The sequence below is a fragment of the Sinorhizobium glycinis genome, assembly GCF_001651865.1.
GTDB lineage: Bacteria > Pseudomonadota > Alphaproteobacteria > Rhizobiales > Rhizobiaceae > Sinorhizobium > Sinorhizobium glycinis.
Genome location: NZ_LPUX01000065.1, coordinates 1 through 23345 on the forward strand (window position 1 = coordinate 1; position 23345 = coordinate 23345).

The window sequence follows — 23345 nt, forward strand, 5'->3', positions numbered from 1 at the left end:
AGCTCGTCGACCAGCCGTGGAAGATCATGTCCATCGGACTCCGCGAATGGGCGCATCGGTCATGATCACCGCTCGTTGGTAGAAGAGACCAACATCGCCAGGCATGCCCCCCGGAAAATTGATGATCATCGCCTTCAGCTTGTATCCCTGCGGCTTGCCGTAGGTCTGGTAGCGCTCGAAGAACTCCCGAGCCTTGCCCTGGAGTGTCTCCGGCCAGTCACGGTCGCCGCTGTTGATCGCCCGGCCGCTGTCGGTGCAGAGTTCGGACGGGAAGCTATAGACCATCGCCTCGAACTTGCCGTCCCGGACGGCATTCGCGACGAGACGGCGCACCATGGCGATCTCTTCCTCCGTCACGTGCTTCTGAAGGAAATCCGCTGCGAAATCCGCGTGCTTCTGCTCCTGGATCGCCTTGAGCTTCCGCTCCTTGTCCATTTCCTCCATTTCCCTTTGGAGGACTTGCATGCGAAGCTCCTCCGCGCTTGGAGGTTTTACAGCGGCGTCAATATTATGCTTCTCCGGCATCACGTTGATCCACTTCAAGAAAACTGGAAAGACCGTCGTCCGCGGACCCTTGTATAGAACGGTCGGCCTCAGGCTTCCCACCAAGTGTGCTTCGCCGACTCCGACGGATTCGGCGCTCTCTCAACTCTTCATTCCCGGACAGAAATCGTAACCTAAGGATGAACACATACAGCAATTCAAAGCGCTACAGCGATCTTTGCGCGTCTGTTAAGACGCGCGGCGCTGTAGAGCCCGTGCCAGCAGGTATTCTCACCGAGAGTCCCTCGATCTTTCGACAGTAACGCTCAAGGGATCTACACGCTTACTGCGATGATCCGCCTCACCAGAGGCTCAAGGGAAATATTACAACTGCCCGCGCATGATGACAACTTGGTGGGCGGCCACAAATCCGTCCGCAGGGCCGCATGCAAGGAGACTGCATGTCGCCCCGAACCGCTGCAGGTCCGACTCAATCGAAAGTTCGAGCCCCCGGCTGAGCAGCCCATCCAGTATATTCTTGCAGCAGTCCTTCATAATCTTCCATAGCCGGCACCGTCCCGTAACTATGTACGGCAGGCGTCGTCGCCCACGGCAATTTCTCACGGGTCCAGGTCTCGATGAAGGGCGCGAACCATTGTGTGTCGTCGAGCATGGTCGCACGAAGGTTGACGAACCAGTCCATGCCTTCCGGGCGCGTGAACATCCAGCTCATGCAGTGCGGGCAGAAATAGTGTCGCGTCGCGCCATGCAGGCCGCCGATTACCGGGTCGCCCCCGGTCACCGCGAAGCCTTCGCTCGGGATAGCGACACTCAGGGAGTAAGCGCTCGCAGTCATGCGCTGGCACCCCGTGCAATGGCAGGCCATGGTGAGCAGCGGCGGGGCGCTGACCTTGATGCGCACCTGACCGCAGCGGCACCCGCCTTCCCACGGAAGCGTTTTCATGCTCATGCCCTTTCCTCCCTCAGTGATCCCCATGGCGCCGTGCGTTTCTTCAGATACGCGAGGTCGCCATGCCCTTCGAACTGCTGTGTGTTCCTTGAATCAGTTCCGATTTTACGACCAGCAGCAACGGTTCTAGAAACCGGCGCCCGGCTGCGCGAGATATTCCTCCTCGGCCGGTGTCGAAGTCCGACCAAGGATCGGGTTGCGATGGGGAAAACGGCCGAACCGTTCGATCACCTCCCGGTGGCGAATGGCATAATCAAGGTAACCGGGGTCACCAAGCGCGGTAAAAAGCTTCACCGCCATCGTCTGATCGGTGAGGTTCTCGGAGTGCTCAAAGGGCATGTAGAAAAAGGGGCGCCATTCCGTCGGCACCGCAATATCGGCACTCGCACCGATCGCGAGCTTCGCCTCGCGCAGCGCAAGGCAGTCGGTCGCGTAGGCGAGCGGGGAGCCGCGATACATGTTTCGCGGCAACTGGTCGAAGAGGATAATGGCTGCGAGCCAGTTGCCTGGCGTCTGGCGCCAGACATTGGCGAGCCTTCTTGAAAGCGCCAGATGCGATGCCTGGAAACGCTGCACGCACTGTTGATCGAGGTCGGGACTTGGCGTGAACCAGTGGTCATAGGAAAGCTCCGTGAACCAGAACTTCAGCACCATTTCCGGCGTGCAGATTTCCGCTTCATCGGTCATGCGACTGCCTCCAGTGAGTCGCTCTTCAGATAGGATACGATCTTGCGGTTTCCACCGTATGAATGTCCGTTTGCAGCGCCTGCGTTGCCAGATGACGTAAAACTCCGGCGAAAATGATGGCGAACCGAGCAAGTCCATCGCTTATCGCACGCAGACCCTTGCCTTACCGCAGCGGCCAGACCCACATCAACATCGGTACGGCGACGAGCACGATGACTATGGAGAGCGGCAGGCCGAGGCGCGGATAGTCGCTGAAGCGATAACCGCCTGGCCCCATGACCAGCGTGTTGCACTGGTGGCCGATCGGGGTGAGGAAGTCGGAGCCGGCGCCGATCGCCACAGCCATCAGAAACGCATCCGGCCGGTAATCGAGCGCGGACGCGAAGCTCGCGGCGATCGGCGCCATGACCAGCACGGTGGCGGCATTGTTGAGGAAGGGTGTGACCGCCATCGCTGCGACGAGGATGAGCGCGAGTGCGCCGGCTGGTGGCAGGTCGACCGCCATGCCACTTAACCAGCTCGCTATCAGGTCTGAGCCGCCCGTTGTGCGTAACGTATCGCTGACTGGGATCAGCGCCGCCAGCATGACGAGAATCGGCCCGTCGACGGCCCGATAAACTTCCCGCAGCGGGATGACGCGAAAGACCACCATCGCAAGCGCGGCTGCGAAGAAGGCGACCTGCACCGGCAGAATGCCGACCGCCGTCGCCCCCATGGCGGCAGCCAACACGAGCAGGGGCACCGGGGCGCGTCGGATGGTTCCGAGCAGGATATCCCGCTGCGCAAGCGGGAGACAGCTAAAATCCTGGAGGAAGGCCGGCAGGTCCGCCCGCGCGCCTTGCAAGACGACGATGTCGCCGGCCCGCAACCTTATACTGCCGAGCCGCTGCTTCAGCCGTTCGCCCTGCCGGCTTACGGCAAGCAGGTTGATATTGTGGTTGTGAAACAGCGCGAGCCGCTCCGCAGACATGCCGACCAGTGGCGAACCGCTGGCAATCACCGCCTCAATCGCTTCGATCTCGGTGCGCGCCGTCTCGGCGGACGTTGGCGATCGGTCGCCGGAGATTTTCAGCTTCGCCTGGGAAACGATGCGGTCGAGCGCAGCCGGGCCGCCTTCGAGCAGCAGGATGTCATCGGCCTCGATCACCACGTCGGGTAGCGGCGCCAGATGGGTGCCACGGCGGAAGATCGCAATGACGACCGCACCGCCGTCGCCAAGCCTTACGAGGCTGCTTAACGCCTTGCCGATCGCCGGAGAACCGGGCGTAACCATGGCTTCGGACGTATAGTCGGTGATCTCGATCGCCTGCTGCACCGAGACCTGCTGGCTTTTTCGCTCCGGCACCAGCCGATAGGCAAAGAGCAGGAAGATCGCCCCTACCAGCGCCAGCGAAGCGCCGACGGGCGTGAAATCGAACATGCTGAAGCTCTCACCGGTCAGGTCCTGCCGTACCCGCGACACGACGACGTTGGGTGAGGTGCCAACCTGCGTCATCAGTCCGCCGATCAGCGCGCCGAATGCCATGGGCATCAGGAACACCGACGGCTGGACGTTCGAGCGCCGAGCGAACTGGAAGGCAACCGGGATCATGATTGCAAGCGCGCCGATGTTCTTGATGAAGGACGAAAGCACCGTGACGGTTACCACGAGTAGCGCGAGCTGTGCCCTCACTGAGTTGAGTTCCGGGAGGAAGCGTTGGATCGCCGCATCCACGACGCCGGATCGCGCAACGCCGGCGCTCACGATCAGCGCGCTGCCGACGATGATCACGATGTCGTCGCTGAAGCCGTCAAAGGCATTGTCGAACGGCACGATGCCGACGGCCACCGCAAGCATCAGCGCCGAACAGGCAACGACGTCATAGCGGAAGCGGTCCCATATGAAGAAGACCATCATGGTGCCAATGACCAGAAACGAGAGGGACTGTTCGGCAGTCATGTACAACACCTGCGACGGACTGGACGCGACACGACGTCAGGCGCCCGCAGGGCTGCAACGCGTCACTCCTTCAAAAGGTCCACGTTCCCCCCTGGCGCCGCAGCTTGCGTGTCCGACTGTCTAACTGGTTCAAATCAACCCTTCTGCGCAACCGAAATGTTTAAGGGTTTGCGGTGAATTGCCCTGTGTCACCAGGAATCCGCAGGAACTTGATCCACTCTTTGACCATTGCGGCTTCGGGAATACAATGATGCACCAGTTAAACGTGCAAACAGCCCCGGCAGACGCCGAGTTTGTCGCGGCGTCGTGGCCGAAGCGGAGAACATCGCCATGCGGAGTGCCCTTTCTGCGGTTTTCGCAGCTCTGATGCTTGGCGCCTGCACCTCGACACAGACCGTCGGCTATGGCCCCAATCTCGAGCCGATACCCGGCAGCATTACCTATGGCGGCCAGCCGCGCACCAAACTCACCAAGGCGCCAGTCGGCAGTACCGTGCCGCACCGGTTTTTCGATGATTTCGGGCGCCGGGTCTCGGAAACATATATAATCGGGCCGGATCGTTCGCTACGGCTGACGAGCCGGCGTATCGATTACGATATCTTCGACTGAGGCGGTATGAACTCTGCAACGCGGAGATTGCCATGAAAAATGTACTTTCCACCCTCTGCACCGTGCTGCTGCTTACCGGCTGCGAGATGACGACGTCGTCGGTGGGCTATTATTCGTACGGGCTTGAACCCATTCCCGGCAGCATCACCTATGGCGGCCAGCCGCGTACGAAACTCACCAAGGCGCCGGTCGGAAGCATCGTGCCGCATCAGTTCATTGGCCCGTTTGGTCGTCGCGTCTACGAGACCTATGTGATCCAACCGGATCGCTCGCTGCGGCTGGTTAGCCGGCGTTATCGGGATTTCCTCCTCTTCGACGACGACGACGACGACTGACGCGATAGCCGAGGTTTCCACATCCGGCGACAGGGGTCCATTTCCCACGGCACCGCGGCGTTCGCGCACCGCCGGCGCCCACACATACAAAGCTACGCTGCCCTGAGCAGCGTGACCGCCCGTTTGGCCACATCGGCGAAGGTGACGCCGAGTGCTGCGCCGCCTATGCCGATGACGCCGAGCGCACCCATTCCCATCAGCTTCCATTTGCGGACATCCTCGGTCACCGGCTTCATCTCGGCGATCTCATCTTTGACGAGCGTCATCGATCCCTCGAGCGTTCCAACCCGTCCGACGAGTTCGTCGATTCGCCGATTCATCGACGCCCGCCCGGCATCGGACCTGTCCTCCGACCGGCGGAAATCCTCCCGCAGGTTCTTCACCTCGGCGATCAGCGTCCCAAGCTGTTGGTGAACCGTGGCGTCAACCATCCCGGTGCTCCCCGTGCTTCGCGCATTCACCCTTGGTCCAGACCGACGCGGCACAAAAGCCGACGACCGTCCGGTCTATCCTGCGCTGATCTGCCGCCGTGGCGCCGCGAACCCCCACGAGGTCAGTGCCGACCACGTCGCGCAGACCGCTCACATTTGCCGGTCCCGAAGTTCCACAACCCGCCAGAAGCAGAGCAGGCATCATAGTCAAGGCGCTTCGCGCCAGCGCTTTTCGCCGCTTCATTGTTTTGCCTTTCGATTGAAGTGCGGACCGCCTGAGCGCCGTTCTCGCGAATTTCCAGCACGACCCAACAGAGCGCGGCGAGCACAAGCACGCCGCCCGAAAACCTGCCCCAGGGAAAACTCATCACCTGAGCCCCAGGGCTTCCCGAAACGCCGGCATCGATGAGATTGCGTAAATCGCAAAGCCGACGATCGTCACAAGAATGGCAAGCTGCACCCGCCAGTCGAGCGCCACGAGGTTCAGTTCCTTGAGCCCTGTGATGATGGTTCCGCCTACGGTCAACAGCCATGTCCAGAACCGGCCGGAACGCGCCACAGCCTTGCGCCGCATCTCGGGCCGCACTGTCGACTCCGGCACTTCCTGCGCTGGTGCCGACGCCACATCCGGCGGGTGATAGGCAGCGAGCACCTCACGAAGCACCGCTTCCACCCTCCCCGGCTTCACCAGCGCTTTGTTGAGCCCATCTCCGGCATAGTAGGACTGGCCGCGCTTTACGCGCCGCCGATCGCCGCCGGTGTCTGCAAGCACCGGGAGCGACGCCCATTCCATCGCCAGCCGTCGGCCGAATTCGGTAACGCCGATCTCGCCGGCGATGAAGCCCGCGAGGCCGCGGCGGTTGAGGAGATGATATCCAAGCCTGTCCTGAAGCGCGGGCTCGAAGACCAGGTCTCTGCGCAGCGATGGTATTTCCTTCAGAAACCCAGTCAGCGTCGCCCGCATGAACTGGTAGGCGCCAGCCGCACTCGACCCATGCGCCTTTGACCAGCCCGCCTGGGCATCGATCACCTCGCCGAGCGTCATTGCGGTAAGCGGCTTCGCGAGGTCGTTCTGTCTGTGTGCATAGATGACATCATAAGAAGCGCGGTCGCTGCTACCGACTTCCGCCTGACGGATAAAGTCGAGCAGCATCGCCGCGCTGGAAGGCACGGGGTTGTTCATTGATCACCTTTTCTGTTGAGTGACGAACAAAAACCCCGCCTCAATGGGGCGGGGCATCGCAATCTAAGACTAAATAGGCGCCCGCATTAGTCTATCCGCGGGCAGCCGGGCTCGGCTCCAAAGATGACGCGATTGCGTTCTCCGCGGCTCCCGACACCCTTCACCTCGATAGAGTGTCTCGTCGTTCGTCCGATCCTTGGGTTTCGGAGATATCGACGCGCCATATAGAGTGCTTGGCGCTCTGTGCACTGATATGCTTCTGGGTAGTCCTGTCGGTAGTATCGCCGTGGCCTGTACTCATCGTAGCGGGGGCGGTAGTCATCATGGTAACGCGGTCCGCCAGGACCGATATAGAGCTCGAAGTCTTGAGAGAAACTGTCCGTCGGAGCAATCATCAAGATGGCGATAGCTGCCGCGAGACGAGACGGGAAACGTCGCATATTGGGGTCTCCTCTCATCATTGAGCGTAAGTCTAATGCATCAATGATGAATGGAAGCAGAACGTTCCTTACCGGCGCCAGCGTTGAACCTTAACTATCCATCAAGGGTCTCAGTCGGTTCAGTGCTTGATTATTAAACCCTGACCTGTCGGCAGCGTGAGAACCATGTGCCCCCAAGCCGTCGCGAACTCGTTCCACATTTCATATTGATCCTCGTGCCCCTGAAACGCATAATCGTCCAAGACGATGGGAGCGCCCGGCACGATTCGATCCCACACTCTCTCGATGCACTCTCTCTCATATTTGGCGACATTCAAATCAACGGAGAGATACGCAATTTTTCCGACTGGTGAGGCGTCCAAGGTCTCGGGCAAAGTCCCCCTAACCAGCCGGGCATTCTCGAACTTGGAAAAGTTGCGCTTAGCAATCTCGTAAACGTCCGAATAAAGGCCGTCGTTGGCGCGCTTGGCTTTCTCGGCGGCCTCTCCGCTTAGAGACTCCGTTGGAATACCGGCGAAAGTGTCAAACAACCAAAAGGTTCGGTCTTGTTTTCCAAAGTTCAAATATTCGCAGACTGTCATGGAAACCAGGCCGCCGTTCACTCCAAATTCGACAAAGTCGCCTTCGAGGCTTAAAGCGTTGCTGGCGGCCCAACAGCATACATGCGCCCGCCAGCGGATATCCGGAACGTCGCGCTTCTTTCCAAAGGCATGCTTGTTTCCGCTTCGCCCGAATTCCCAAGCCTCCTTGAATCTTGGTTCATCCAAAAAGCCGATATTCTTCTTCAGCACGCGCAAGTTATCGGCGTGGAAACCAGGGAGCGCCTTCTCCCCGTTGAAGAACAGATTCACGCGCTTTCGAAATTCGCGCATGCCCATGGTGATATCCTCGCAGTGTGAAGATGGAACCGAATTACAAGGGCCCGATCAGGGCGCGAGTTGCGGCATCTGACTGTTCCGGGCTGACGGGACGGGCGTGGGCGATGAATTCATTGACTCTTTCAAACTATCAGAACAGAGAGGGGCGCGCACATGCAAACTCCGAGGATGCCTCATGCCTAAGTCGAAAGTCGTCGTCGTATTCCCGATTTACAACGGGGCGAAGACTATGGAGAAGAGTCTGCAATGCATCGCGGATCAGGATTGGACGGACTTTCGAGCGATCATTCTGGAAAATCAGTCCACTGATGAGACGTTGGAGATCGCAAACCGTTTCTGCGCAAAGGACAGCCGCTTCTCGGTCGTGCGCAATGAACGCCATCTTGGAATGCTCGACAATATGGCGAAGGCTGCTCGCATCGGCGCCGAAGAGGGCGAGTTCTTCTGTCTCCGCGCCTGCGATGACGAATCGTCAGTCGACTTCCTTTCGAAGCTTGTCGCCGCCCTGGAAAATGACCCGACAAAGCTATTGGCCGCTTGCGCAACGAGGCGGATTAGAGGGGACGTGACGCGGCTGCTCGCGCCAAACAAGAACGTGCTCAAGTTCCGGCAACTTTACGACCAAGGCAGCATACCGAGAAACCTGACGTTTCCAGCCGAATGGTTTTATGGCCTCTATAGATCGAGCGCGATCGAGATTCTGTTGCGCCGCTGGTACGACCTGGGAACCCCCTGGTGCTTCGCGTCCTATGTCGTTGCTGAATTCGTCGTGCGTGATCTGGTGGCCTATGTCGAAGGGCCAACCTACGACTTCTATGAAGGATCTGGATCGGAGCAGAAATACGGTGCGACCAAGTTTCGTGAAAAGCTACGCCAACGAATGATCTACACTCTGGGCTGCTACCGTTTGAAGGAAAGCCTGCCAAGAACGACCCTCCCCGTACGAATTCGGCTGTTCGTGATGTTCTGGAATGACGCTCGTCGTAAAACCAGATACAAACTCCTCTGGATTTTTTGACAGTAAGGTAGAACTGCGTGCGTAAGATTTTTGTCACCGGCGCGACAGGGTTTGTTGGAAGGCACGTCGTCAACAATCTTATTGAGCGCCGGGAGGATGTTTCTGTCCTGGTTCGCGACGGAAAAGAAGGCATCTTCACAGGCGTCCTTCCTAAAGACCGCATCGTGTCGACCAAATCTGCCTTCGCAGAAGGGGACGATTGGTGGCGGGAAACCCTGCGCGACATCGACACCGTTATTCATCTGGCATGGTATGTCGAGGCCGGAAAATACCTCACGGCTCCGGAGAACATGGATTGCCTGATCGGTTCTTTGCGGATGGCAAAATCCGCTGCTGACGTCGGCGTTCGCCGCTTCGTCGGGATCGGGACATGCATCGAGTATGATGTCAGCGTCGGAACGCTGACAACGGATACGCCTCTAAAACCGACCACGCCCTATTCCGCGGCAAAGGCAGCTATCTTCACCGCTCTCTCGGAGCTCCTGCCCGCGAGGGGCGCCGAGTTCGTCTGGTGCCGACTGTTTTACCTATACGGAGAGGGCGAGAACGAGCGCCGTTTTGTGCCTTACCTCCGCAAATCAATGTCAGAAGGGAAGGTCGCCGATCTCACGAAGGGAACGCAGGTTCGCGACTATCTCGATGTCAAGGACGCGGCACAGCAAATCGTGGACGCCGCCCTCGGAACGAAGCTGGGCCCTGTCAACATCTGCTCCGGGCAGCCGGTGACTGTCCGCGAGCTCGCCGAACGGATTGCCGACGAATATGCGAGCCGGCACCTCCTCAATTTCGGTGCCCGGCCGGAAAACTTAGTCGATCCCCCGTACATCATCGGCGTCAAGGGCTGATCCGAGCGGCGATTCCCGAGCACTACCGATCTGCCTGTGGGAACCGTTCTGGTTTCCCAGGTACAGCTGTTGCGAGTGCCAGCAACATTCGATATGAGCGAGAAAAGCTCATATTCGAGACAATATGAATAACGAAATCGATGGTCGTTGTGGTTTCCCCTGTTTACGACGGTTTCGCCGCGGACTTCTCGTCACATCAACGTGACAGGAGAAAAAAGGTTTCAGTGGAAAAACTACGCAAGAGTAAAAGCATAGTATTATAGGACGCCGCACGTTAAGAGAAATCCCCCATTCTGTCCCTCTAAGAATAGTAAAACCTCATCGAGTCGCGTTTGAGCAGCGCGCGGTGAGAGGCGCGGTACAACCTGTCGGGTTTTTAGATGAAGTATCCTTTTGGCCGTGGAGACTCGTTTCCTGAGCGCAGCATCATTAATCATCTTCGAACCCTTTATGACAGCTGGCGGGTGACCGCCAGGGAGCGCAGGAATATTGAGAAGGTGACCATTACCCCGACAAAGGAGATGCGTCCTCTGGAAGCGGCGGATCTCCCGCTCATATTCGTTACACACAACGAAATGGCTCTCATTCCCGCATTCCTAAGCCACTACCGAAGGCTTGGCGTCACCCGCTTTATCTGCCTTGACGACCTTTCCACTGATGGCTCTCGCGAGTATTTGCTGGACCAGCCGGACGTCGACGTATGGACCTCTCCGATTCGATTTGAAGCCGCACGAAGAGGGCGCCGGTGGCGCGAAGCATTGTTCGAGTGCTACGGCTATAATCGCTGGTACCTGAACGTCGACTCGGACGAATTCCTTGTCTACGACCAATGCCTTCGCGAGCCGCTCAAAGCTCTGATTGAAGTGCTTGAAGAGCACGGCATCAAGAGACTCCCAGCACCTATGTTGGATTTCTATCCAGCTGGCGATGGGACGAGCGGAAACGGCAACATGCCCTGGCATGCCGTCGACCATATTGATTGCAGCGGTTATGAAATAGGCTTTCTGAAGCGGGGCATAAGCGTAAAGGGAGGGCCGAGAAAGCGGCTCTTCGGCGAGGACAATGAACTAATTAAATATCCGCTCATATACTGGGACAAATGGTGCCGCTTTGGGAGCAGCATCCATCGGCCCCTTCCCTATAACCGCAATTTTTCGCCGATATGGGGTGTGTTGCTGCACTTTAAATTCTTTACGAACTACCGCGAAAAGATCGCGGAAGCCGTTTCAAATAAGCAGCATTATAATGGCTCACAACACTACCAAGCATTGCAGAGAGAGCTCGACAATGCTGGCGCTATCCAATTCGTCGGCGAACCCTCAATCCGCTTTCTCAATCCGGAACAACTCATCGACCTTGGTTTCATGCCCACTATTGAATTTGATCCGGACGACGAGCGACTCGGACCGGTGCGGCATTGGGGCTAGTCCAACGTATGGTTTGGACTTAGCGAATCGCTGCCGGATGCGAGGCCGGTTCGTCCGTTGATCAACGAATATTCAGCCGAAAATGGCAGCGGACTGTGTACCGGCCCGAGTAAACCAATGTCGGCGAACGCAGTTTATAAGCGAGCAGCCGCGCCCCACATCGCGTCGATCTGCTCGTCCGTGAGTCCGAGGGCAGCGCCAATGTTGGAGATCAGGGGATGTGTGCGACCAACCGTCACCGCGTATTCCCACTCTATCTGTGCTCGATCCTTATCGGCGCCAGTGGGCATAGCGACGATCGCCGCCGAGACTTGGCTCGGCGAAATCCCACCTTCGAGCAAACCAAGCCGCAACTGCCGCGCAGTCAACGGTGGCATTGAGGCACGAAGCTGCTCGCTTGTCGGCGGGACGTAAGCCTCGATTGTTGCCTCCAGATTCTCCCGCAGCCACTTTCGGATGGATGGATTTAGACCATAGGGATCGTCAGGCCGGCTCACATAAACGGTGTCATAGCTAGCGCCAGTAATGTCCGTGATGCTGCACGACACCTCGTAGACATCATTGTCCTGCGTCGCTCGGATGGAATGAACTCGGTTTAGCTGCATTTAGGCTACCCTTTGCACAATGTAACGATCAGTACCGCCCACCACACCACAAGATCGCCACGTCCCGGACAAAGAAGTGCTGGCACCAGAGGTACCACTTACGACGTACTGCATAGTGTCAATGCCATATAAGCATGGCGCAACTGAAGCGCGTCTCGCTACCTCGGAGGCGGAATAACAACTAATCACGTGGCCTAACGGAAAACTCGTGGTGCTGCTGCTAGTCGCTGTCGAAACCTCCGCCGCGACGAACCCCAGCGCATGCGTATGGCTCGTTCCGCTAACAGAATTCGTGGTCGCGTTGGTGATGTCCGATGGCGTGCCGAGCGTCAGCGTACGGTTCGCCGAGATCGCGCCGCCGCCGGTTAGGCCGCTGCCGGCGATCACCTGCACCGCGTTGCTTGCGGGCGTGTAGCCATAGAGCGCATTGACATCGGCAGCAGCGAGATTACCGGAATGCCAGACCGTGTTGTGCGCCGCAGCGGAGCCATCGTAGAATTTCAGCGCGTCGGTGCTGTTCACATTCGACAGGTACAGATAGTCCCCGGTCAGGTCGTTAGCAACGCGAAGGCCTTCGCCATTCGCCGTGCCGTCGCGGTGCTGAATGTAGCCTTGGCGCGCCGTCGCTTTCCAGAATCCTACGTAGGGGTCGCCCGTCGCAGAGCCGATGAGTTTGACCGCCTCGCCATCAGTGGTCAGCGCAAGTTGTGTGACGTTGTTATAGACGCCGTCCAGTCGGGCGTCCGGCAAAGTGCCAGTCGTAAGGTTCGCGGCGTTATTGGCTCCAAGCGTCGCACGCGCCGTGGCGGCATCCGCATCGTCGAGCACGGACTGGGCAAAAGCTGAAACTCCGAGCGTCGTAAGTGCGGCGCCGGCCGTCGCGTCATCCAGCAGCGTCCGCGCAAACGGCGTCAAGGCCGTCGTCGCATAGCTCGAGATGATCCGCTGCCGCTCCTCGGCCGTATAGTGTTCGGCATCCTCGATCGTCATGGTGGTGACCTCGCGATCCGGCGACTTTTCCATGAGGTATCGCGCCACGACGGCGCTCAAGCCTTTGAGCGGCGTGAAGGTCACGGCGATCGAACCGCGCGTCGCATTTGTGCGCGTGATACCCTCGAAATAGACGTCTTCCGGCGGCTCCTCGTCGAACCAGACATAGTCCGCTGTGTTCGCCTGCCATTTGCCGCGGCCCTGCTCATAGGCCTTGAAGAGCAGCGTCGAAGCGCCGCCCGTAGCGTGCCGCACCGTCACGCTGTCGAGCGCGCCGGACGCGCCGGAGCGCCGGGTGGTGGCATGGATGGCAGCTTTCGGAATGAAGCCTGTCCCCCAGTCGTCCTCGGTAAGCGGCGGCCCGACAAGCAACCGCTGGACGCCGTCGCGCGTCAGCTCGTAGGACTCCGAGCCGGCGAGCATGACAATAGGTTTGTCGAAGCGTCTGCCCTGCCACCAGCCCGGGTAATGTCCTGTGAGGTGCATCGCCGCTTCGGCCGCACCGGCGAGCGTCTTGCCGAGCTGGTTGCCCGCCATGAACAGGCGCTCTCGATAGTTGGCGCCCGCCGCATGAAACTCCCGTTGCTTGGCGTAGGGCCGATAACGCGCCAGAATGTCGGTCCGTCGGCGACGGTCGAGCTCCGCCATGAGCATGGCCTGCTCTTTCAGCAGCGCCGAGATCTCAGGCGCAGTAGCCCCGGATGTGCTGGGTGGTGTCATCCGTGGCGAAGTCCCTGTTTTCTGGATGAAGCCCACGCTTCAAGCATTTCTCGCTGCGCGAGCAGCGGAAGGTGTCGGCTGATAGTGTCGCCGCTGGACTGCGATCGAATAAACTCAATAATAGTTCGGGTTATTGCGCCCGTTGTCCTCGGATGCCGGCCCAGGAGACACACTCATGATCGAAGGCCATTGCCATTGCAGATCGGTTCGCATCACCGTACCGGTCCGCCCCGAAACGCTTGGCGATTGCAATTGCTCGCTCTGTAGCCGGCTCGGCGCGCTCTGGGGATATTACGACCCAAGCGAGGTGACGGTAAGCGACGAAGACAAGCGCCTCGTCGGCTACGTCCAGGGCGGTAAGACGCTTACCGCATTCCATTGCAGCATCTGCGGCTGCACCACCCACTGGTCGCCGATCGGTCGTGAGGCGGCGCGGATGGGCGTGAACCTGCGGATGTTCGACCGCTCAGTCTGGGAAGATATCCCGCACCGCCTCATCGATGGCGCGACTTGGTGAAAAGTGGCGGGCGCCCGATTGGAACCCGCCGGGCGTCATATCCTGCCCATCAGCAACAGGATCAAGAGGATGACGACCACCACTCCGAGAAGCCCGGAAGGGCCATAGCCCCAGTTGGCCGAATAGGGCCAGGCCGGAATGGCGCCGATCAGGAGCAGGATCAGAATAACAAGAAGGACAGTTCCAAGCATATCGCGATCCTCCGCTGCATGATTGTCTGTTTTGACGACACGATCATGCAGCAATTCAAGTTACTGCAGCGATTTTCTCGCGTCTTGAAGGACGAGGAGCGCTGCAAACCGCATTCCACATCCTATCGAATGCCGAAAGGTCTCTGTTGGTTCCGTCTTGACGCAGGCGGAAACGCGCGGAGCGAGTGTCGGTGCTTCGGGAAGCGCCCGCTTGCGTGTGCCGAGGGGAACAGCTTGCAAGCTGCAAAGGCGTTTTTATCGGCTCGTTCTCAGCACTTGGAGAACATGCTAAAGTTCGGTTGGCAACAGAGGGAAGTTCAAATGCCACGTATTGCAAATCTCTATTTCAAAACCGCCATTATCTTTCTGATCCTGGGCATCGCCATCGGCCTGCATATGTCCATCGCCGGCGACCACAGCGCGACTGGCGCTCACGCGCATGCCAACCTGCTCGGCTGGGTAACCATGGCGATCTTCGGCGGCTACCACGCGCTCAATCCGCAAAAGGCGGCAAGGCGCCTGGCGATGGTCCAGTACGCCGTCTACACCTTCGGTGTGGCGGTCTTGATCCCCTCGCTCTACCTGATGCTCTCGGGCAACGCCGCCATGGAGCCGATTGTCGCCATTTCGTCGCTCATCGCCTTTGCGGGCGTTCTCTTGTTCGCTGTCATCATCTTCTCGAGCGGCGAGCCGGCTGTGACGACCGCAACATCGGCGGCGCGCTGATCAGGGCTTCCTTTCCAAGCAGGGGGAACCATCGCGCGCCGGTCGCCTCGACCGGCGCGCCCGGGTCTTTCCCACATTGAGCAGCGGGCGGATAGCTGAATCCAGCGTGCGTATCCGCTCGATCAGCTGATCGTCCGACAGCTCGTCCATACCGCCTGCGGCCGCGTTCAAGTCCTTGGGCAGCAGCGAGGCGACGAGCTTCAGGTAGGTCTCGGGCTTCTCCGCCCGAATGCGGGCGATCACGCCAACGCCATGCGCCGCGAAATCCGCCCGCACCGCGTCGAGGAACGTGCTCCCCAACTGGCCACGCCACCTGGCTGGTCCCATCGGCGTGCCGGACCGTGCCGTTGTATCGTCCGGCAGCTCCGCTTGCGATGCGGCGTTTTCGTCCTCAAGCATCCCGCTCTCCGCTTGTCCTGCCCATCGATCCCCCTCATTGGAATATAGGGCGTCGGTTGTGCGTGTATTCGACAAACCCAGCGCCACCCCTAATTGCGCCAGAATCGCGACTCACATTGAATGCTGAAGGCCAGTATTACCCGTCTTCATCGAACCATTTCGCCGTCAGCAGGGAAACATGCGCCGCATTCTTGCCGCCTTCTTGATCGCCGCCACAACCGCTTCCGCCGCTCCTGCCGGTCAATCCGGAAAACCACAATATTTCGTCAAGGCCTGGCTTCAAAAGGCCGACAAGACCATAAGAGCTTCGAGCACGCAACCGGTTGGTGCGATGGCAGCTACCTCTGTTTGCTTCCGATTGCGGAGCATATGATAGAACTGCGGGAGGTGTCGGGCGACAGCTATCTGCTTTCCTTCAAATCCGCTCCCGCCGAGCCTAAACCCTGCTGCATATTCCGTGACGGCTCCTTCCAGATATGGCTCAGAAGCGGTAGCCCTCGCGTCGCCGTGCTCTTCCACCCACCTTATGAGCGAGGCGAAGTTCGCGGCACCCAATTCGGCAGGCTTATAATTGTGGTCGAGGACCTGAACAAGCCGGATCCGGCAACGCCGGCTTCACGCATGTAGCATAACCGCCGTCTGTGCTTACATGCGTCTTGGCCCCCCGGGCAGGGTTGCCCTCGCCCCCATACACTGGACAGCAGCGACTACTCGCGCCAATTCCGAAGAGCGTCTAGCAGAGTAGTTCCTAGCATCTTCGAGAACCTCTGGGCGCCGATTTTGCGGTTCTCTGCATCGACCCACGGCTCAACAACCGTTGCCTTGCGTCTCCGCTCGTAATCCGCACTCCGACAATCCATCGCGGCCGGCGATGCTGCCGTTAGCTCACGTGCCCTCTTGGAAGAGCATACATGACTCGCGTCGTGACGCTTCCGAACCCGCCCTGCGGATTTGGGTCGACGCGAAAGGCGCATCGCCGGCCGCATACGACGCCGCTGCGTCTTGAAGACGCGCAGGTCGCCGTAAGCTTGATCTGATAACAATTGAGAGGAGGCCTGGTGCGAGCCCCTCGCTAGAGGTCGGGGTGCCAGCATCAATCGCTGGGAAGGCACCAACGACCTGAGGACAAAATTCCTATCCTTGATTTATGGAATACTCCACCAGGCCCTCGCATGCAAGCTCCACTCGGCGGCCCGACGCTCGATTTGGGAATTAGCCACAGAATTCTGTGCGCAGCTGTGGACCTCACAATCGTGAATCCCGCCCTACTGGGATCCACGGCCGAGAATAGCAAAGTCGTCCGAGGATCTTATTATACAAACGTATATTACAAACTACTTGCATAGCACATTCGGCTCTGTTTCAATCCTCAACGGGTTGATGCGCAAGGACTGGGCCTAGGTCTTTTGAAGAATGCCTCAAACCGTGTGACGCCATCAAAAACTCCGGCATCGCACCATTTGCGGATGTTTGACTGATGCTCGCTCAGGGCGAGCCGTACTATTATTTGAGTGCCGGGTCAGCACCGATACACGTAAAAGCTGACAGGCCTATTTTTTAAATGCTGCAAAAATAAGCGGTGCGAGCCGCAGCTATTTTAGAACTTGAACATATTGCCCGCGTTCCGGCCATGCCGGGAACCAGTAAGCCCCTCGACGCATTGCCTTCGCGGGAGAAGGAGTTGTTCACATGCGCAACCATTGGATCTATGTCGCCGTCGGATTTGTCGCCGGCGCCGCATTGTTTCTCTCCACGGCCTGGCAGCGCATGCCGCCGGCCGAAGAAGTCACTCTGAAGCTCGAAAAGACCAGCCGCCTGCAGGCCCCCCACATTCAGACCTCTTTCGTGATGGAGCGCTTCGGGCCGCCTCGGACGCTAGAATAACGACTCGACGGTTCGTTCGACCTCGCGCCCTTGCCTTTCGTCGGCGGATGCGCAAGGTACTCGCGCCGAGCCACGGGGCCGGCGCGAGAAGCGAGGGAGTCTGCCTTGAACTCTGACAAGAATCCCGCTGCGACGATAAAGGTCGAGAAGCGAATGAACGGCCGCTGGGCCTTCGTACTCACCTATCGCGGGGTGACCTACCCTGCCCAAGGCCAATTTGGTAGCGAGCTTCAGGCACAAGTTGCCGCCCAGGCCGCAAGGAAGCTGATTGAGGGGCGGGGCTGAAGAGCGACCCGGACGATCCGGTTCGCGTCAGTCGTAAGGCGAATTGCACTGACGGCGACGGCCTTTGAATGGCTGATAGCTGTTGTCGTCCAGACGGTACGAGGCGTAGCGCTCCAGACACCAGCGCAGATGGGCATTTAAGTCGAGGCGAATCGCGCGTCGGGGCCGCGTCCCTGCGGTCCCCGGCAACGGCCCTCCAACCGTCGCCCCCGGTCCTATACTGATGTCGGGCCTTCGCCCCTGATAGCGCGAGCCATAGCTTTGATAGCGCTGCAACAGGAAGTCCCTGTATTGCCGCTCGACAAAGAGTTCGTGCTTGGAAGAATCCCCGCAAATGCCGATGCATGTTTGGGCTTCCGCCGAAGCAGCACCTGCCAGCGCACTCACAAGCGTCAACGCGATGGTACATTGTGTTTTCACTGGCTCGCTGTCTTCTCTCGTAACAGTGCCGCTACGCCCGTTTTTCGAAGGAACGCCCCGGAGGGGCCGTACTCGACAACGGGTCCCCGTAGAATGTCAGCGCCACTGCGAAACAGAAAATGCCGCGCCTCCCGCCTCACAAATCATGAGGCGGGAAAAATGATAATGACTGCGGCCCCGCTATAGCGACGTGCTGTGCTCACAGATAGGGCGAAACGCACAACCGACGCGCGCCATAATAGGGCTGATACGTGTTATCGTATGCCCGATAGGACCGATAGCGCGCATAGCACCAACGCGTATGGGCATTGCCGCCGGCGTAGTAGGCCGGGGGCGCATAGTAGGGCCGTGGCGCGTAGTATCGCGGCTGTGCTATCAGCCCGCCGATGATCGCGCCGGCCGCCAGACCGCCGAACAGCGCACCTAGATCATCATCGTCGTCATCATAATGCCGGTAGTGATGGCGGCGGTACCCGTGCCGATAGTGGCGGTTACTATAGTACCCGCGCCGATCCCACCCGCGAACGCAGGGATATCGGCACCCGCGCCCTTTGAATTCCTCACCCCTTTCATAGGAAAACTGTACCCGCTGAACATCAGTGGCTTCCGACTTTATCGTCGGCACGGTGGGAAACGCCCCTGCGGGCGGCGGAACGCTGCTCATCGCCGTCGCCAGCGACAGGGCAATGATTGCTAGCCTTTTCATTGCCTTCACCTTTCGTAGGATCTTCATCCCTTCGAAAAAGAGAATGGCTGAATTCCACATTTGTGCCAGCACTTAGAGAACGATCACGAAGTATTGATCGCCCTCGCCGACTGTCGGCGGACTTGGCTCGCAGCCTGGGAATTCCCGCAAGACATCGAACGACCAAGTCCGGCAACAGGTGCGACGAATTAGGATAATATTCCTATATCTGGTTAAAAGAACTATCCCCCTCCGCGTATTCGCGCAAACCCCTTTCGAAGACGAGGGCATTCAGACCCCGTTTTAGCCACAGCAATTGTGTCTCGGGCATCATTCTCAGGCCTTCATAGTCCATCACGCAGACATTGAAGACCGTGGTCTTGACCTGTCGTCCCTCGTCGCATCCGAGCAACACGCCTTCGAGCCGCATCATTCCTTCTGTCGCCCGCTTTATCTGACGATGGCGCTCCTCGCTCGTCTCGGGGGGATGTCCCTGCACCCGATCGATCGCTTGGGCGCGTATGCTCGGGAAAGGGATTCCGCTGAGATGATAGTATCGCGCCATCGCGCTCGCATAGTCGTCGCCCGCCTCCCGCTGCGCTTCCGTGATTCGCCCGTCGAGGAACAGGCGTCCAAGCGTATAGCCGGCGAAACTACTGCTCGTCGCGAGCCCGTGCATGCGCTGCCGCGCCGCAAGCGCCACGGCCATGACCTCCTTCTCGCTCTCCCGCTTCGACCAGTCCGGCTTGATCTTGCCACAGGCGAAGCGCTCGGCATTCGCTTTGCGCGGGCGTCCGAGTTGCGCCTTGCGCTTCGCCCGGAGTTTCTGAGCCTTGCTCAACATTGATTTATCCTTTCGAAATTTCGGAACGAGGAAGAAACGCGCCCGGGTTCGCAATCCCGGCGCGCTCAAATCGGGAGCCGGCGGGGCATCACGGTGCGCTGCAGGTGGCGACCGATCACGGCACTGGGCGATTCACGACTGCGAGCACCGTCGTGTGGTCGCGATGAAAGATGCGGCCGATCCTCGGTAGCGACAGATCCCTCCGCTTCTCGTAGACCGCACGCATGCAGGCATGCCGGGGTTTCACCAACCGACGGTCGCGCCGGACGCTGACAATGTCCGCCCACGTCACCCCTGGAAAGTCCGCGAGCACGGCTGCAACGATCTCCTCGATCGAGGATTTGTCGCCCTCCGCGTCGTCGTCGTCATCCGCCCGACGACCTGACAACAGCATTTGAGCTTGCGCGAGCAGCCGCGCCTGAGCATCGGCCAAATCCTCTTCCAGCGTCGCTATTCGACGCGCTCTTGCGGCGTTCTCCGTGGCGAGTTCAGCCAGCTGTGCCTCCAGTTCGGCGATTGCGGGCCATCGTCCGGAGTTGCCCGCGGAGCGGACCAGTCGCTCACGGACCGCCAGATAATGCCGATGCTGCCTTGTGAGTTGCGAGTCGGTCATGCGCTTTTCCTTCCCACTGTCCCGAGCGCATGATGCTCGGCCCAACTCCGGATTTCTCCGGAAGCAGCACGGGGCAACATCGATGGTAGACGCGGGCAGCGAACGCAGCCGTCCGTCGCTTGCCCGCGCCTTATACGGTCCTCGCGGTGCTCGATGGCACGCTGGGCGACTGCATCCTCTCCTTCGGAGATCGGATATGGGTAGTTCATAGGCGATTGTCTCCCTTGACTTCTCCACCCATGAATGACACCATACATGTTGTTATGTCAACATGATTTATGTTATACGTGTTGCTATGCTCCATGTCATGAATGAAAAAGCCGAACGATTGCGCCAGGCACGCATCAATGCGAGATACCGCTTTGCCTCCGATGCGGCGAACGCCCTCGGCATCGTCGCCTCGACTTATCGCGCCCATGAGAACGGCCAGAACGACTTTGACTTCGCCGAGGCCAAGATCTACGCGCGCAAGTTCAACGTCGATCCGGTTTGGCTTATGGGTGGGGTACCGGACGTAAGGATCGGCATCTCGATCCCCATCCCCAAGCCGACGGAGATCGAGCCGCCGAACGCTGGGCCTCCCAACAAGGTGGTCGGACAGGGCAAGAAAATACCTGTCTTTGGCCAGGCCGTTGGCGGTGTAGATGGTGAATTTCTGATGAACGGCACTGTGTTGTACGAAATCATGGCACCGCCTGTTCTTTCCGAAATTTCTGATGCCTACGCGGTCGTAGTATCTGGAGATTCCATGTATCCGCGCTATGAGGACGGCGAAGTTTGCTTCGTCGACCCCACGCGGCGCGTCCGGAAAGGCGACTATGTAATCGCCCAGATCCGCCTGGAAGAGGGCGGCGCCCTGCTCGCCTACGTGAAGAAATTTGTCCGGCATAACAGTTCCGAGCTGGTGCTTGAGCAGTTCAACCCGCAAAAGGAACTGCGCTTCGACGCCCGCACGGTGCATTCGGTCCACTACATCGCACTCGCCGGCAACGCCTGAGAGACCCCCTTCAGGACGACCGTTGCCAAACGACATTCAGGGCGCTGCCCTGGCATTGCCTGCCGTTCGCAGGCGGCCCCGATTCCGGCTACCGACGACGCCACGTCAACACGAATCATGTTGACATTATTCGTGTTGGATGTGATGTTGTCTTCAGACAAGCACATTTCGAGCCACGGCCCGGACGGCGACGGCGGTCGAGCCCACGAGGAAAGGCAGATGTCCATCCCACGCATAAAATCCGATCTCCACGACCATGTAGAAGAACTCTTCTCGGCCGATCTGCTGCGTTCGAACGACACGGAAAATCAGACGGCGCTGAAGGTATTTCTCTCCTCAACCTATTCGAGCCTCGCCTCGCTGACCTGGCACCTTGGCGCCGACGGAGACGTGTTTCAGCGCGAAGCCGTACCCGCGGCAGAGATCGCTGACGATGCCTTTTTCGAAAGAAATCTTGAGCAGCAGTTTTCAGGTGCGCGAAACGATCAAACGCAGAATTCTCACGGAACACACAATCTTCGCCAGCAATTCGGGGGCTCGTTGTAATGCACGCCGAGACATACGCCGTCGTCAATCTCGCCGCCTTGAACCTCATCGAGGCCGTGAGCGCCGCCTACTTTGTCGCGGATGAGGAAACTGCCGCCCGTCACGAGTTTCGCGCCCGCGAGATGCTGAAGAAGGTCGCCACGGCGTTGGGATACGAGGTGACCGCAGCCGTTCCAGGCGACAGATCCGCGGACGCCCTGAAAGGAAGCCGTTCTTCAGCCAATTGTGGCCTGAGGCTGGTGCCTAACGGACTCGTGGAATAAGAACTCAGATATAATTGCACCATGTCCAAAGAACCGGCTGGGGCAACATGATCGGCGGCGTCGCGGAAAGGTCCTACGAACCTCTGGATTTGGCCGATCTGGCAGCGATCACCTCGTTCGCCATGCGGAGCCTTGGCGCTGTTTTCGATCGCGCAAGAGTGGCAGCACTCTACCGCGATCGTCTGCTGCTGCTTGCCCTCGCCCAAGGAAGCGCGCTTCACTATCTCGATGGTACGAACGGCATAAAGGACTTCGACGTGTGGGCGTTCTTCGAAGCCGGCCCCGGAAAGCCATTTCCACATAGGAAACGATGGTGCACCGACCTCGGTCCGTCGCGTTTCGGCAGGCATCCCGGCGATGCAGGCTATTCCGGCCGCCGCCTCGATCTGATGGGCCGATCGATCGAAGTCGTCCGCGGCGAGAACGCCGAGGACGCCGTCCGGCGATGGCTGGCATCGAGCGCGAGATCGGCCGTCGCCCTGCGGCAGAAGCCGGTATTCTGCCTTTTTCCAGAGAGCTCTTTCGGCAAACGGATCAACTGAGTTCTATGCACCGTGAGTCTTGTGGAAACGCTTTGCCTTGGCTCAGTGCCGACTGCATCGGCCATACAGCCGCCTCAGCCGCGCCCTCGTGCGCAGAACGCTGCCGTCAGTCATCGTCGGGGGGACACGGCCACTTGGTGGGGGCGGTAATTCCAGCGGGCAGTTTCGTTGCAGCGTCGCCGCAAGCGAGATCGATTTGATCCTGGGTGAGCCCCTTCGCGGCCGAAAGGTCCAGCCCCTCCATCCTCGTCAGGAACAGGAAGGCGCGGTCGAAATCGATCGGACCTTCGAATATGGCACCGCTCAGGTCGGCACGCGAGAGATTGGCCACGGAAAAGCGCGTTCCGGTAAGAACGGCCTTGTGGAAATTGGCGCGGCCGAGTTCGGCCTTTTCGAAGTCGGCTCCAGTCAGCCGGGCTCCGGTGAAATCGGCGCGTTGCAGCTCGGAGCTGACGAACAACGCACTCTCGGCGGAAATGCCGGAGAAGTCGCCACGATAGGCCTCGACCCTGGAGAAGTTCGCTTTGCCGGCCTTGGCGCCGGCAAGCGAGGCACGCACCAATGTGGCCTTCTCCAGATTTGCCGCAGTAAGATCGGCGCCGCTCAGGTCGGTGGAGGCAAAATCCGTGTCGACCAGATTGCTGCCTTTCAGGTCACTCCCACCAAGCATCAGTTGCCGCTTGTTGCACTCCCGCCAGTCCGCTCCCGGTCCTGGCAGGCTTTTGCAATCCGCCGCCTCTGCCGTGTGGGCAAGGCCCGACGCCGCGACGGCGAAAAGGCATGCAACCATGCCGCGGCGCCGTTTGACCGCCTCGCCTGGGGTCTCCGCATGCTTGGTCAATGTCGCTGCCCACAAAACCATGTCAGTCCGCG

30 protein-coding genes and 1 pseudogene are annotated in these 23345 nt (G+C 59.2%); 14 read left to right on the forward strand and 17 right to left on the reverse strand.

Features of this window, described 5'->3' with window-relative positions; translation table 11 throughout:
- Window positions 1-24: 24 nt before the first annotated feature.
- From AU381_RS23705 to AU381_RS23720, 4 genes are all read right to left on the reverse strand, one after another.
- A complete protein-coding gene (locus tag AU381_RS23705; protein WP_064244290.1) occupies window positions 25-525 on the reverse strand; it encodes a hypothetical protein in 501 nt (166 codons plus the stop codon).
- Between the two features lie 448 nt (window positions 526-973).
- Window positions 974-1453, reverse strand: a complete 480-nt coding sequence (locus AU381_RS23710) for a GFA family protein (protein WP_064244222.1) — start codon at window positions 1451-1453, stop codon at window positions 974-976.
- Between the two features lie 126 nt (window positions 1454-1579).
- The gene (locus AU381_RS23715; RefSeq protein ID WP_064244223.1) at window positions 1580-2140 is read right to left on the reverse strand and encodes a DUF924 family protein; all 561 of its coding nucleotides are present in this window, start codon (window positions 2138-2140) and stop codon (window positions 1580-1582) included.
- Between the two features lie 163 nt (window positions 2141-2303).
- Window positions 2304-4079 (reverse strand): SLC13 family permease, encoded by a 1776-nt coding sequence (locus AU381_RS23720; protein WP_064244224.1) that lies wholly within the window; start codon window positions 4077-4079, stop codon window positions 2304-2306.
- Between the two features lie 330 nt (window positions 4080-4409).
- On the opposite strand from AU381_RS23720, the gene AU381_RS23725 reads away from it, so the two are divergent.
- Window positions 4410-4688: a hypothetical protein gene (locus AU381_RS23725; RefSeq protein ID WP_064244225.1), complete on the forward strand. Its 279-nt coding sequence runs from the start codon at window positions 4410-4412 to the stop codon at window positions 4686-4688.
- Between the two features lie 32 nt (window positions 4689-4720).
- A complete protein-coding gene (locus tag AU381_RS23730; RefSeq protein ID WP_064244226.1) occupies window positions 4721-5023 on the forward strand; it encodes a hypothetical protein in 303 nt (100 codons plus the stop codon).
- A 92-nt stretch (window positions 5024-5115) separates the two neighbouring features.
- Here the strand turns inward: AU381_RS23730 and AU381_RS23735 are convergent, their stop codons facing one another.
- The 4 genes from AU381_RS23735 to AU381_RS23750 form a co-directional block, all read right to left on the reverse strand.
- Window positions 5116-5454 carry a DUF1515 family protein gene (locus AU381_RS23735; RefSeq protein WP_064244227.1) on the reverse strand — a complete coding sequence of 113 codons (339 nt, stop codon included), beginning with the start codon at window positions 5452-5454 and terminating at the stop codon, window positions 5116-5118.
- The gene (locus AU381_RS30830) at window positions 5447-5698 is read right to left on the reverse strand and encodes a hypothetical protein (RefSeq protein WP_064244228.1); all 252 of its coding nucleotides are present in this window, start codon (window positions 5696-5698) and stop codon (window positions 5447-5449) included. The genes AU381_RS23735 and AU381_RS30830 overlap by 8 nt, the downstream gene beginning before the upstream one ends.
- Window positions 5699-5821: 123 nt before the next feature.
- On the reverse strand, window positions 5822-6637 hold the full coding sequence (locus tag AU381_RS30130; RefSeq protein ID WP_064244229.1) for a lysozyme family protein: 816 nt from the start codon (window positions 6635-6637) through the stop codon (window positions 5822-5824).
- A 559-nt stretch (window positions 6638-7196) separates the two neighbouring features.
- On the reverse strand, window positions 7197-7955 hold the full coding sequence (locus tag AU381_RS23750) for a TylF/MycF/NovP-related O-methyltransferase (protein ID WP_064244230.1): 759 nt from the start codon (window positions 7953-7955) through the stop codon (window positions 7197-7199).
- Between the two features lie 175 nt (window positions 7956-8130).
- Between AU381_RS23750 and AU381_RS23755 the strand changes: the two genes are divergently transcribed.
- The 3 genes from AU381_RS23755 (at window position 8131) to AU381_RS23765 (ending at window position 11245) form a co-directional block, all read left to right on the forward strand.
- Window positions 8131-8973, forward strand: coding sequence for a glycosyltransferase family 2 protein (locus tag AU381_RS23755; protein WP_064244231.1), 843 nt, complete (start codon window positions 8131-8133; stop codon window positions 8971-8973).
- A gap of 17 nt (window positions 8974-8990) precedes the next feature.
- On the forward strand, window positions 8991-9818 hold the full coding sequence (locus tag AU381_RS23760; protein ID WP_064244232.1) for an NAD-dependent epimerase/dehydratase family protein: 828 nt from the start codon (window positions 8991-8993) through the stop codon (window positions 9816-9818).
- Between the two features lie 380 nt (window positions 9819-10198).
- On the forward strand, window positions 10199-11245 hold the full coding sequence (locus AU381_RS23765; protein ID WP_064244233.1) for a glycosyltransferase family 2 protein: 1047 nt from the start codon (window positions 10199-10201) through the stop codon (window positions 11243-11245).
- Between the two features lie 134 nt (window positions 11246-11379).
- Here AU381_RS23765 and AU381_RS23770 read toward each other — a convergent pair whose 3' ends face one another.
- Complete coding sequence (locus AU381_RS23770; RefSeq protein WP_064244234.1) at window positions 11380-11850, reverse strand: hypothetical protein; 471 nt, start codon at window positions 11848-11850, stop codon at window positions 11380-11382.
- Window positions 11851-12765: 915 nt separating this feature from the next.
- Window positions 12766-13560: pseudogene (locus tag AU381_RS30455) on the reverse strand (terminase large subunit domain-containing protein); the annotation flags it as partial.
- Window positions 13561-13735: 175 nt separating this feature from the next.
- Here AU381_RS30455 and AU381_RS23780 point away from each other — a divergent pair.
- Complete coding sequence (locus AU381_RS23780; protein ID WP_064244236.1) at window positions 13736-14077, forward strand: GFA family protein; 342 nt, start codon at window positions 13736-13738, stop codon at window positions 14075-14077.
- A 35-nt stretch (window positions 14078-14112) separates the two neighbouring features.
- On the opposite strand, the gene AU381_RS23785 is transcribed toward AU381_RS23780, so the two are convergent.
- On the reverse strand, window positions 14113-14268 hold the full coding sequence (locus AU381_RS23785; RefSeq protein ID WP_064506657.1) for a DUF3309 family protein: 156 nt from the start codon (window positions 14266-14268) through the stop codon (window positions 14113-14115).
- A 321-nt stretch (window positions 14269-14589) separates the two neighbouring features.
- Here AU381_RS23785 and AU381_RS23790 point away from each other — a divergent pair, with 321 nt between their 5' ends.
- Window positions 14590-14994, forward strand: a complete 405-nt coding sequence (locus AU381_RS23790) for a hypothetical protein (protein ID WP_064244238.1) — start codon at window positions 14590-14592, stop codon at window positions 14992-14994.
- On the opposite strand, the gene AU381_RS23795 is transcribed toward AU381_RS23790, so the two are convergent.
- Window positions 14995-15393: a hypothetical protein gene (locus tag AU381_RS23795; protein WP_064244239.1), complete on the reverse strand. Its 399-nt coding sequence runs from the start codon at window positions 15391-15393 to the stop codon at window positions 14995-14997.
- A 120-nt stretch (window positions 15394-15513) separates the two neighbouring features.
- On the opposite strand from AU381_RS23795, the gene AU381_RS23800 reads away from it, so the two are divergent.
- The 3 genes from AU381_RS23800 to AU381_RS23810 all read left to right on the forward strand — a co-directional run bounded on the left by AU381_RS23800 (window position 15514) and on the right by AU381_RS23810 (window position 17562).
- Window positions 15514-16020, forward strand: coding sequence for a hypothetical protein (locus AU381_RS23800; protein WP_425288633.1), 507 nt, complete (start codon window positions 15514-15516; stop codon window positions 16018-16020).
- Window positions 16021-17082: 1062 nt separating this feature from the next.
- The gene (locus tag AU381_RS23805; protein WP_064244240.1) at window positions 17083-17277 is read left to right on the forward strand and encodes a hypothetical protein; all 195 of its coding nucleotides are present in this window, start codon (window positions 17083-17085) and stop codon (window positions 17275-17277) included.
- A gap of 105 nt (window positions 17278-17382) precedes the next feature.
- Window positions 17383-17562 (forward strand): hypothetical protein, encoded by a 180-nt coding sequence (locus tag AU381_RS23810; protein WP_064244241.1) that lies wholly within the window; start codon window positions 17383-17385, stop codon window positions 17560-17562.
- A gap of 27 nt (window positions 17563-17589) precedes the next feature.
- On the opposite strand, the gene AU381_RS28980 is transcribed toward AU381_RS23810, so the two are convergent.
- From AU381_RS28980 to AU381_RS23825, 4 genes are all read right to left on the reverse strand, one after another.
- Entirely contained in the window at window positions 17590-17982 is a 393-nt protein-coding gene (locus tag AU381_RS28980; protein WP_082910336.1) for a BA14K family protein, read from the reverse strand.
- A gap of 199 nt (window positions 17983-18181) precedes the next feature.
- A complete protein-coding gene (locus AU381_RS28985) occupies window positions 18182-18688 on the reverse strand; it encodes a BA14K family protein (protein ID WP_082910343.1) in 507 nt (168 codons plus the stop codon).
- Between the two features lie 202 nt (window positions 18689-18890).
- The gene (locus tag AU381_RS23820; protein WP_064244243.1) at window positions 18891-19511 is read right to left on the reverse strand and encodes a hypothetical protein; all 621 of its coding nucleotides are present in this window, start codon (window positions 19509-19511) and stop codon (window positions 18891-18893) included.
- 115 nt (window positions 19512-19626) lie between these two features.
- Window positions 19627-20124 (reverse strand): helix-turn-helix domain-containing protein, encoded by a 498-nt coding sequence (locus tag AU381_RS23825; RefSeq protein WP_064244244.1) that lies wholly within the window; start codon window positions 20122-20124, stop codon window positions 19627-19629.
- A 307-nt stretch (window positions 20125-20431) separates the two neighbouring features.
- Here AU381_RS23825 and AU381_RS23830 point away from each other — a divergent pair, with 307 nt between their 5' ends.
- From AU381_RS23830 to AU381_RS23845, 4 genes are all read left to right on the forward strand, one after another.
- Complete coding sequence (locus AU381_RS23830; protein ID WP_064244291.1) at window positions 20432-21121, forward strand: S24 family peptidase; 690 nt, start codon at window positions 20432-20434, stop codon at window positions 21119-21121.
- A 219-nt stretch (window positions 21122-21340) separates the two neighbouring features.
- Complete coding sequence (locus tag AU381_RS23835; protein WP_064244245.1) at window positions 21341-21667, forward strand: hypothetical protein; 327 nt, start codon at window positions 21341-21343, stop codon at window positions 21665-21667.
- On the forward strand, window positions 21667-21930 hold the full coding sequence (locus AU381_RS23840; protein WP_064244246.1) for a hypothetical protein: 264 nt from the start codon (window positions 21667-21669) through the stop codon (window positions 21928-21930). Before AU381_RS23835 ends, AU381_RS23840 begins: the two co-directional genes overlap by 1 nt.
- 14 nt (window positions 21931-21944) lie before the next feature.
- A complete protein-coding gene (locus AU381_RS23845; RefSeq protein WP_244520120.1) occupies window positions 21945-22472 on the forward strand; it encodes a hypothetical protein in 528 nt (175 codons plus the stop codon).
- A 106-nt stretch (window positions 22473-22578) separates the two neighbouring features.
- Here AU381_RS23845 and AU381_RS23850 read toward each other — a convergent pair whose 3' ends face one another.
- Window positions 22579-23262 (reverse strand): pentapeptide repeat-containing protein, encoded by a 684-nt coding sequence (locus tag AU381_RS23850; RefSeq protein ID WP_064244293.1) that lies wholly within the window; start codon window positions 23260-23262, stop codon window positions 22579-22581.
- Window positions 23263-23345: the final 83 nt, after the last annotated feature.